This window comes from Kocuria varians (assembly GCF_006539885.1).
GTDB classification, from domain to species: Bacteria; Actinomycetota; Actinomycetes; order Actinomycetales; family Micrococcaceae; genus Kocuria; species Kocuria varians.
Genome location: NZ_BJNW01000027.1, coordinates 19,021 through 27,800 on the forward strand (window position 1 = coordinate 19,021; position 8,780 = coordinate 27,800).

Sequence of the window (8,780 nt, forward strand, 5' to 3'; positions counted from 1 at the left end):
GCATGTTCGACGTCGCCGTGTGGGTCTGCGGGGCCATCCTGGCCCTGGCCGCCGCGGGCACCATCTACCGCCTCGCGAAGGGGCCGTCCCTGCTGGACCGCGTGATCGCCTCGGACGTGCTGCTCGCCATCGTGGGCGCGTGCCTGGCCGTGGACATGGTCTACAACCACCACACCAACAACATCATCCTGCTCGTGATCCTGTCCCTGGTGGGGTTCCTGGGCTCGGTGACGGTCGCGCGCAACGTGGGGCTGGACCGCTCATGAGCTGGCACACCGTCCTGGACGTCTTCGCGCTGCTGTGCCTCGTGGTGGGCTCCCTGATGTCCCTGGCCGCGGCGATCGGCCTCGTGCGCTTCCCGGACCTGCTCTCGCGCATGCACGCGGGCACGAAGCCGCAGGTCTTGGGGCTGCTGCTGATGCTCACGGCGGTGGGAATCGAGAGCGGCAAGCCCCGGATGATCCCCCTGCTGGTGCTCGCGTGGGTCTTCCAGCTGCTCACCGCGCCGGTCTCCGCGCACATGGTGGGCCGCGCCGCCTACCGTTCCAAGCACCTGCACGAGGAGAACCTCGTGGAGGACGAGCTGCGCGACGTCGTGGCCCGGGCCGGGCGCGAGGAATCACGCTGAGGACATAATTCCCGTCCGCGCGGGTCCCGCGCGCGCCGAGCACGCGCGGAGGTTCGTATGCTGGGGGAGGAAGCAGGACGCCGTCGGCCACACAGCGCGGGCGGCACTCTCAGGAGAAGGAGCACTTCATGAACAAGGCGATGGACATCCTCGGCACCGTGGCGTCCCTGGGCGGCGTGGCGCTGGCCAACAAGGGCCTCTCCGCGGTCTGGAAGCAGGTCACGGGCAACGAGCCCCCCGCCAAGAACCCGGATGAGGACGAGGCCTGGCGGGACATCATGCTGTGGGCCATGATCACCGGCGTGGTGGGCACCGTCATCAAGGTGGGCATCTCGCGCCAGGTCGCCAAGCTCAAGTCCGACAAGCAGAAGGACTCCGCGTCCTCCTCGCAGTCCGAGATCTGATCCCTGTCCTGCGGGCCCCGCGCCCGCAGGACTGCGCGCCGACGGCCGGGTACGACACATACCCGGCCGTCGGTCGTCCCGTGGTCTAGACTTTGGTTCCAACGACAGGGGAGCGCCGCAGCGGCGCTGAGAGTGCGTGTGAACGCAGACCCTCGAACCTGATCCGGTTCATACCGGCGCTAGGGAGTCGAGCATCTCAGGGACCCGTCCACGACCGTGGCCGGGACCCCTCCCCTCCTGGGATCTTCAGGAGGATTCTGATGACGCAGCAGGTCAGCACCCCACCCGCCCGCACGCCGCGGGGTCGCACGCCCACGCGGTACTCATGGCGCGTGGTGGACATCGTGGTCGCCTCGGTGCTCGGGGCCGTGTGCGCGGTGGTGTTCTGGATGTGGTCGAACCTGCTGGCCCCGGCGGTCTCCGCGGCCGCCGTGGCCTACCCGCCGGCGAGCGGGCTGATCGTGGGCGGCTGGCTCGTGGCGGGCACCCTGGGCGCCCTGATCATCCGCAAGCCCGGTGCCGCGATCTTCTGCGAGCTGCTCGCCGCGGTGCTGGAGATGTTCCTGGGCACGCACGCAGGCTGGCTCGTGGTGCTCTCCGGCGTGATCCAGGGCCTGGGCGTGGAGCTCGTGTTCCTGGCCACCCGCTACCGCAGGTTCGGTCTGGGCACGGCCGTGGCGGGTGGCGCCATGTCCGGGCTCTTCCTGGCCGTGAGCGAGAACATCCTCTACAACTACGAGTGGGCCACGGACCAGAAGATCGTCTACGCCGTGTTCACCACGCTGTCCGGTGCCGTGATCGCCGGTGCCGTGGTGTGGCTCGTGGTCCGCGCGCTGCAGGCCACCGGCGTGCTCGGGGCCCTCGCCTCCGGCGCCGCGCGCCGTCGATGAGCGCAGGGCAGCACGACGACGCCGCCGGCGCCGGTCCCGGGGGAACGGTTCCGGAGGGCGCGGTTCCCGGGGGCGCGGCCCCCCGGGGCGCGGACGTCACGCTCGAGCACTTCGGGTGGTACTACCCCGGGCGGCAGCGGCCGAGCCTCAGCGACGTCAGCGCACGCATCACGCCCGGTGAGCGCGTGCTGCTGCTGGGTCCCTCCGGCGCCGGGAAATCCACCCTGCTGCAGGCCCTGGCGGGGGTCGAGCAGGACCCGGACGGCGAGTCCCGCAGCGGCGAGCTGGCGGTGGACGGCGCGGACCCGCGCGAGAGCCGGGGCGCGGTGGGGTTCATGCACCAGGACCCGGAGACGCAGGTGGTGCTCTCGCGGATCGGCGACGACGTCGCCTTCGGTCTCGAGAACCTGGCCGTGCCGCCCGAGCAGATCTGGCCCCGTGTGGACAAGGCCCTGGAGCGGGTGGGGCTGCGGCTGCCGCTGGCCCACCCCACCACGGCCCTGTCCGGCGGGCAGAAGCAGCGCCTAGCGCTGGCCGGCGTGATGGCCATGCGCCCGCGGCTGCTGCTGCTGGACGAGCCCACGGCCAGCGTGGACCACGAGGGCGCGGAGGAGCTGTGCCGCGCGGTCTCCCAGGTGGTGCGCGAGGACGGCATCACCCTGGTGGTCGTGGAGCACCGGGTGGCGCTGTGGGAGGGGGTGGTGGACCGCGTGATCGTGCTGGACGAGCAGGGTCGCGTGGCGTTCGACGGTCCCACCCGGCGCACCCTGGCCGAGGCCCGGTCGGTGCTGCAGGAGCAGGGCACGTGGGTGCCGGACTGGGTGCCGAGCACCCGCGTGCCCGCTGCGCTGGAGACCCCGGAGGCCCCCGGCGGTGACGTGGTGCTCTCCGCCCGGGACCTCGCGGTCTCCCGTGTCCAGCCCCCGCGTCGTGCGATCGCGCGGCAGCGGCGTCGTGCGCGCAGGGCGTGGCGGCGCGGCGAAGCGCACGAGGGCGGTTTCCCCGGCTTCGAGCCGCCGGTCGCGGCCGAGGGGATCACGGTGGACGTCCGCGCCGGCCGCGCCCTGGCCGTCACCGGTCCGAACGGCGCCGGCAAGTCCACGCTGGCCCTGACCCTGGCCGGGCTGCTGGTGCCCCTGCGGGGCACGGTGCGCGCCGCGGACGCGCTCGCCGCGGGTGCCCCGCCGGACCCCGCCCTGTGGGACGGCGACGAGCTGATCTCCCGCGTGGGCACCGTCTTCCAGCACCCCGAGCACCAGTTCCTGCGCTCAACCGTGCGCGAGGAGCTGGAGTTCGGCCCCGAGCAGCTGCGGCTGCGCACTGGCCGTTCCGGTGACCCGGCCGGGCCGGGGCGCACGGCGGAGGACGACGCCGCCCGCGTGGACGACCTGCTGCGGCGGCTACGGCTCGAGGACCTCGCGGACGCCAACCCGTTCACGCTCTCCGGCGGGCAGAAGCGGCGGCTGTCCGTGGCCACCGTGCTCGCGGCGGCACCCGGCGTCGTGATCCTGGACGAACCCACGTTCGGCCAGGACTCCCGGACCTGGAAGGAACTCGTGGACCTGCTCGTGGAGGAGCTGGACCGGGGGACCGCCGTGGTGGCCGTGACGCACGACCGCGAGCTGATGGCGGCTCTCGGGGCCGAGGAACTGAGGATGGGCGCATGAGCACCACCGCCGCACCGGTCGTCTTCGGCCCCCGCAGCGGGCCGCTCTCCCGGGCCAACCCGGTCGTGAAGCTGCTCGGCGCGCTGCTCATCACGTTGGTGGTCGTCATCAGCGCGGACCCCGTGACCAGCGGTGTCGCCTTCCTGGGGCAGCTGCTGCTGCTCGCGGGCGTGGGCATGGGGCCCCTCCGGCTGCTCGCGAGGCTGTGGCCCGTGCTCGTGGCCGCGGTGATCAGCGGCTGGGGCACGGTCATGCTCTCGGACGCCAGGGGGCCCGTGCTGCTGCACGTCGGGTGGATCACCGTGACCTCGGGATCCCTGGCCGCCGGCGGGGCGATCGCGCTGCGCGGGCTGGCCATCGCGCTGCCCGGGATCACCGTGCTGCTGACCACCGATCCCACCGACCTCGCGGACGGCCTGGCCCAGACGCTCAGGCTGCCCGCGCGCTTCGTGCTCTCCGCGCTCGCGGCGCTGCGGCTCGTGGAGGTCATGATCACCGAGTGGGGCATCCTGGCCGCCGCCCGTCGTGCGCGCGGGGCCGGTGTCTCCCGCGGACCGTGGGGCGTGGTGAAGGAGTTCGGGGGGCAGTCGTTCACCCTGCTCGTGCAGTCGCTGCGCCGGGCCACCCGGCTCGCGATGACCATGGAGGCCCGCGGCTTCGGGGCCGGCCCTCGCACCTGGGCACGCACCCTGCACTACGGCCGCGTGGACCTGCTCCTCGGCACCGCGGTGGGGATCATCGCCCTCGGGTCCCTGGGGCTCTCGCTGTGGCTGGGAACGCACCGCTTCATCTGGCAGTGACGCTGGTGACTACGCCGAGTCCCGGCCCAGCAGGAAGTCCGTCAGGGACCGTGTGAGCGCCGGGTCAGTGGGGACGGGCCGCCCGTCCACGGCGGTCACCGGCACGGCAAGGCGCACGGAGGAGGTGAGCCACACGGCGCTCGCCGTCAGCAGGTCCTGCGGGTAGAGGGGCCCGTAGTCCACGGCCCAGCCGTGGCGGCGGGCGGCGTCGAAGATCCGTGCCTGCGAGGTGCCCGGCAGGATCCCGCGCGAGGGCTCCGGTGTGAGCAGCGTGGGCGGGGCGTCCGCCGCGGTGCGCGCGCAGACCACCGAGGACGTGGCGCCCTCGAGGATCCTGTGGTCCGTGGAGGTCGTGAAGATGGCGTCCTGCGCGCCGTGGGAACGCGCGTGGCGCACCGCGGCCATGTTGACGGCGTAGGACAGCGTCTTCACACCGGGCAGCAGCCACGGCAGGTCCGAGTCCTCCGCGGGGTCGTGGCCGCGCTCGAGCAGCAGCACCGACACGCCGCCCCGGCGCGCGGCGAACGTCTGCTCCGGCACGGGGGCCACCGTGAGCCACGCCCACGGCTGCCCGCCCGGCACACCGCGGCTCACGCTGAGCTTGACGGAGTGCTCGGCTCCGAGGTCGCGGAAAGGGTCCCGGGAACCCGGCGGAGCGGCGTCGAGACCCAGGGCCAGGGCCTCGCGGCACAGCTGAGCCGACGGCGCCGGGAGACCCGAGGTGCGGGCGGAGGCGCACAGCCGGGCGTGGTGGGCGTCGAACTTGTAGGGGTCCCCGTCCAGCACGTGCAGTGTCTCGAAGACGCCGTCCCCGCGCGTGAGGCCCTGGTCCTCCAGACCCACGTGCGGTGCGAGGGGATCCACGAGCCGCGGGGTCCCGGTCACGGGGGAGAGCACCACGGCGGAGCTCGCGGTGGGTGTCACGACCCGTCCCGCTCCTGCGTGGCCGGTGCCGGGGGAGTGGGGCCGGGGTGGATGATGTCCGCGGCCTCCCACACGGGGTCCTCGGCCAGGTAGTCCTCCTCCTGGGCGGCCCACTCGTCCCAGTGCTGCTCGTAGGTGGCGCCGTCCCGCGCGAGCGCGCGCTGCTTGCGCTGCGAGGTGGGCAGCTCCACCCACACGGAGGTGTCGAGCAGGTCGCGGGCCTCGCGGTGGCACGCACCCACGCCCTCCACGAGGACGATCTCCGCGGTGCGGGTGAGCCGGGGCGTTCCGGGTTCGCTGGTCAGCCAGTCCCACGCGGTCCAGTGGGCGTCCTCGCCGCGCCGCAGCGGCTCCAGGACGCGCGTGCGGTACTCGGCCATGCCGTCGGCGAGCCCGCCCCACCCGGGGTAGAGGTCCTCGAGCCGGAAGACGACGACGTCGTGCGAACGCTGCAGCACGCTGGCCAGCTGGTCCGTGAGCGTGGTCTTGCCCGCCCCGGAGCGGCCGTCGATGCCAACGACGAACGGCCGGCGGCTCACCGGCGGCAGCAGCCGTGCGAGGTTGACGCCCTCCGGGAACTGCGCGATCTCGTCGTCCTGGAAGCCCTCGTCCGGGGCGATCACGGGGCCTCGACCCGCTCCCGCAGCCAGGCGACGACGCCCGGCGTGGCGGCCTCGATCTGCTGCCACGCGGTGTCGAAGTCCTCGGCCCCCCCGTACCAGGGGTCCGCGATGTCCAGGTCCCCGTCCGCGTGCTCGGTGGCGGGGTCGAAGCTGCGCATCAGGCGCACGGCGGACGCGCGCTCGGCGGGCAGCTGGCGCCGCAGCTGGTCGCGGTGGGAGGCGGTCATGGCGAGCAGCAGGTCGGCGTCCGCGAGCTCCTCGTCCGTGATCCGGTGCGCACTGTGCTCCGGCAGGGCGAGCCCGTGGCGTTCCAGGACCTCGCGGGCGCGCGGGTCCACGGGGTTGCCGTGCTCCTCGTCGCTCACCCCCGCAGACCCGACCGCCACGCTGCCGGCGAGCCCCGCGCGCTCGAGCTCCGAGCGCAGCAGGGCCTCGGCCATGGGAGAGCGGCAGATGTTGCCCGTGCAGACCGTGACGACGTTGACCATGGTCTCCACTGTACGAAAAATCCGCGTCCGGCGGGCCCGTGCGGGGATGACGAAGGGGCGCACGTCCGTGGACGCGCGCCCCTTCAGGGAACCGCTCGGGCGGGCAGGCCGCCCGGTGCGGCTACTCCTTGGTGTTGGCGTTCGTGGGAGTCGTCTGGTCCCACGGTGCCTCCCCCTCGGGGGTGTCGGCGACGATGTCGTCCACGGCGGAGGAAACCCACTGGGACTTGTACTCGAAGTCGGTCTCGTCGCCGTTCTCGTCCGTCTGGCGGTACCACTCGGTGATCGCCGGATCGTGCGAGTCGAACTCGTCGCCCGCCGCACGGTGGCCCTCGGCGTGCTCCACGTGCAGCGCGAAGTTGTCACCGTGCTCGGCGAGACCCGTGGCCACGGCCTTCTCCACCGCGGACAGCGCGAAGCGGGTCCGCAGGGTGGCCGGGTCGCTGCGCAGGTCGCGGTAGAGCGCGACCATCATCAGCGCCAGGATCACCGCGAAGGGCAGCGCGGAGACGATGACCAGGTTCTGCATGCCGGCCAGGGCGTTGTCGCCGCCCACGAGTAGCATCACGATGGCAATGCCCGCGAGGCACGCACCCCAGAAGATCACGATCCACTTGCTGGGGTCCGGGCGCCCGCGCTGGGTCATGGTGCCCATCACCACGGACGCGGAGTCCGCGCTCGTCACGAAGAAGATGCCGATCACGACCATGGCGAGCACCGAGGTGACCGCGGTGAGCGGGAGCTGGTCGAAGAGGCCGAACAGCATGGACTCGGAGCCGTTCTCCACGGAGAGGTCCGCACCGTTCTTGGAGAAGAACATGGTGGAGCCGCCGAAGACGATGAACCACAGGATGCACACGGACGCCGGCACCACGAGGACCACGGTCACGAACTGGCGGATGGTGCGCCCGCGAGAGATCTTGGCGATGAACATGCCCACGAACGGGGACCAGGACAGCCACCAGGCCCAGTAGTACACGGTCCACGTGTTGGAGAACTCGGCGCTGTCAGGACCCCACGCGGCGGACTGGCCGGTCATGAAGAGGTACTCGAAGACGTACGTGGAGAACGTGGACGGGATCAGGGTCAGCAGGAAGACCGTGGGACCCACGAAGAACACGAACAGCGCCAGCACGAAAGCGAGCGACAGGTTGATGTTCGAGAGGTAGCGGATGCCCCGGGAGACGCCCGAGACCGCGGAGACGATGAAGCACACGGACAGCAGCGCGATGATGATGATCAGGGCGTTGTTGCTGAGCTTGTCCATGCCGCCCACGATCGAGATGCCGGAGCCGATCTGCATGGCTCCCATGCCCAGGGACGCGGCGGTGCCGAAGAGGGTCGCGAAGATCGCGAAGACGTCGATCAGCTTGCCCAGGGTGCCGTCCACGCGCTTGTGGCCGAGCAGGGCGGTGAAGACGCGCGAGATCAGCGGCGCACGGCCGCGACGGTAGGCGCCGTAGGCCACGGAGACGCCCACGACCGCGTAGATGGCCCAGGGGTTCAGGGCCCAGTGGAAGGCGGACTGCACGAGGGCGTAGACGACCATGGAGTCGCTGCCCGGATCGGCGTCCTTCGCGAAGCCGGGGATGCCGCCCTCGAAGTAGCTCATGGGCTCGAAGGAGCCGTAGAAGACCAGGCCGATGCCCATGCCGGCTGCGAAGAGCATCGCGAGCCAGGAGAAGAAGGAGTACTCGGGCTCCTCGTCGTCACGGCCCAGCTTGATCCGGCCCGTGCGGGTGAAGCCGATGAAGATCATGTAGATCACGGCCGCCGTGGAGAGCAGGATGAAGAACCAGCCGGTGTTGGCGGTGACCCACGAGAGGGCGGTGGACGACACGGTCGACAGGCTCTGCGTGCCGAGCACGCCCCACGCGATGAACCCCACCACCAGGATCGCGGTGATCACGAAGACCGCCTTGTCCGTGCCGAACTTCACCTTGCGGTCCTCCACGCCCACGCCAGGGACCAGCGCGGGGTGGATGCCGTGGGGGTAGGTGATCTCGTCGATGATCTTGCGGGGGCGGCTGCGCGTGTGGTGCTCGGGGGAGCCGGTGGTGGTCGCGCCCGACGGTTGTCGGTCGGAGGAATGGGGTGGGGTGCTCAAGACAGTTCTCCTGACTGTGGCGGTGTGAGATCGGGGACGTGTGGAGGCGTTGCAGTTCTCCCGGATCGGTGCTGGTGGATCGCGCCACGTGGGACACGTGAATTTCGCCCAGGGCGCACAAACCCCCCAGTGTAACGCGGGACCGTGCTGAGGCTAAACCGCCGGGTAACGAGCCCTCACGGCGTGGAGCAAAAAAGTTGAGTCGAACTTGCTCAACTCTATTGACAGGGGTGACCGCGCGTGTAAACT

General features: G+C 71.5%; 10 protein-coding genes and 1 riboswitch. Of the genes, 6 read left to right on the top strand and 4 right to left on the bottom strand.

What is annotated here, in order from left to right; all coding sequences use genetic code 11:
* Positions 1 to 2: 2 nt before the first annotated feature.
* The 6 genes from KVA01_RS11915 to KVA01_RS11940 all read left to right on the top strand — a co-directional run bounded on the left by KVA01_RS11915 (position 3) and on the right by KVA01_RS11940 (position 4,389).
* Positions 3 to 266 carry an MrpF/PhaF family protein gene (locus KVA01_RS11915; RefSeq protein ID WP_068469321.1) on the top strand — a complete coding sequence of 88 codons (264 nt, stop codon included), beginning with the start codon at positions 3 to 5 and terminating at the stop codon, positions 264 to 266.
* Positions 263 to 628: a monovalent cation/H(+) antiporter subunit G gene (mnhG, locus tag KVA01_RS11920; protein ID WP_068469267.1), complete on the top strand. Its 366-nt coding sequence runs from the start codon at positions 263 to 265 to the stop codon at positions 626 to 628. Before KVA01_RS11915 ends, mnhG begins: the two co-directional genes overlap by 4 nt.
* 128 nt (positions 629 to 756) lie before the next feature.
* The gene (locus tag KVA01_RS11925) at positions 757 to 1,032 is read left to right on the top strand and encodes a DUF4235 domain-containing protein (RefSeq protein ID WP_068469269.1); all 276 of its coding nucleotides are present in this window, start codon (positions 757 to 759) and stop codon (positions 1,030 to 1,032) included.
* A gap of 96 nt (positions 1,033 to 1,128) precedes the next feature.
* Positions 1,129 to 1,235, top strand: a riboswitch (TPP riboswitch).
* 57 nt (positions 1,236 to 1,292) lie between these two features.
* On the top strand, positions 1,293 to 1,922 hold the full coding sequence (locus tag KVA01_RS11930) for an ECF transporter S component (protein ID WP_068469271.1): 630 nt from the start codon (positions 1,293 to 1,295) through the stop codon (positions 1,920 to 1,922).
* On the top strand, positions 1,919 to 3,589 hold the full coding sequence (locus tag KVA01_RS11935) for an ABC transporter ATP-binding protein (protein WP_082810335.1): 1,671 nt from the start codon (positions 1,919 to 1,921) through the stop codon (positions 3,587 to 3,589). The genes KVA01_RS11930 and KVA01_RS11935 overlap by 4 nt, the downstream gene beginning before the upstream one ends.
* Positions 3,586 to 4,389, top strand: coding sequence for an energy-coupling factor transporter transmembrane component T family protein (locus tag KVA01_RS11940; RefSeq protein WP_068469273.1), 804 nt, complete (start codon positions 3,586 to 3,588; stop codon positions 4,387 to 4,389). The genes KVA01_RS11935 and KVA01_RS11940 overlap by 4 nt, the downstream gene beginning before the upstream one ends.
* A gap of 9 nt (positions 4,390 to 4,398) precedes the next feature.
* On the opposite strand, the gene KVA01_RS11945 is transcribed toward KVA01_RS11940, so the two are convergent.
* The 4 genes from KVA01_RS11945 to KVA01_RS11960 form a co-directional block, all read right to left on the bottom strand.
* Positions 4,399 to 5,313, bottom strand: a complete 915-nt coding sequence (locus tag KVA01_RS11945) for an aminotransferase class IV (protein WP_068469275.1) — start codon at positions 5,311 to 5,313, stop codon at positions 4,399 to 4,401.
* On the bottom strand, positions 5,310 to 5,936 hold the full coding sequence (locus KVA01_RS11950; RefSeq protein ID WP_068469277.1) for a uridine kinase family protein: 627 nt from the start codon (positions 5,934 to 5,936) through the stop codon (positions 5,310 to 5,312). Before KVA01_RS11950 ends, KVA01_RS11945 begins: the two co-directional genes overlap by 4 nt.
* On the bottom strand, positions 5,933 to 6,424 hold the full coding sequence (locus tag KVA01_RS11955; RefSeq protein ID WP_068469279.1) for a low molecular weight protein-tyrosine-phosphatase: 492 nt from the start codon (positions 6,422 to 6,424) through the stop codon (positions 5,933 to 5,935). The genes KVA01_RS11950 and KVA01_RS11955 overlap by 4 nt, the downstream gene beginning before the upstream one ends.
* A 121-nt stretch (positions 6,425 to 6,545) precedes the next feature.
* Positions 6,546 to 8,531: a BCCT family transporter gene (locus KVA01_RS11960; protein WP_068469281.1), complete on the bottom strand. Its 1,986-nt coding sequence runs from the start codon at positions 8,529 to 8,531 to the stop codon at positions 6,546 to 6,548.
* Positions 8,532 to 8,780: the final 249 nt, after the last annotated feature.

Bases quoted from the DNA above. Each gene is read 5' to 3' on its own strand.
- KVA01_RS11955 (WP_068469279.1), bottom strand. From the start codon at position 6,424: ATGGTCAACGTCGTCACGGTCTGCACGGGCAACATCTGCCGCTCTCCC.
- KVA01_RS11930 (WP_068469271.1), top strand. From the start codon at position 1,293: ATGACGCAGCAGGTCAGCACCCCACCCGCCCGCACGCCGCGGGGTCGC.
- KVA01_RS11940 (WP_068469273.1), top strand. From the start codon at position 3,586: ATGAGCACCACCGCCGCACCGGTCGTCTTCGGCCCCCGCAGCGGGCCG.
- mnhG (WP_068469267.1), top strand. From the start codon at position 263: ATGAGCTGGCACACCGTCCTGGACGTCTTCGCGCTGCTGTGCCTCGTG.
- KVA01_RS11925 (WP_068469269.1), top strand. From the start codon at position 757: ATGAACAAGGCGATGGACATCCTCGGCACCGTGGCGTCCCTGGGCGGC.
- KVA01_RS11915 (WP_068469321.1), top strand. From the start codon at position 3: ATGTTCGACGTCGCCGTGTGGGTCTGCGGGGCCATCCTGGCCCTGGCC.
- KVA01_RS11935 (WP_082810335.1), top strand. From the start codon at position 1,919: ATGAGCGCAGGGCAGCACGACGACGCCGCCGGCGCCGGTCCCGGGGGA.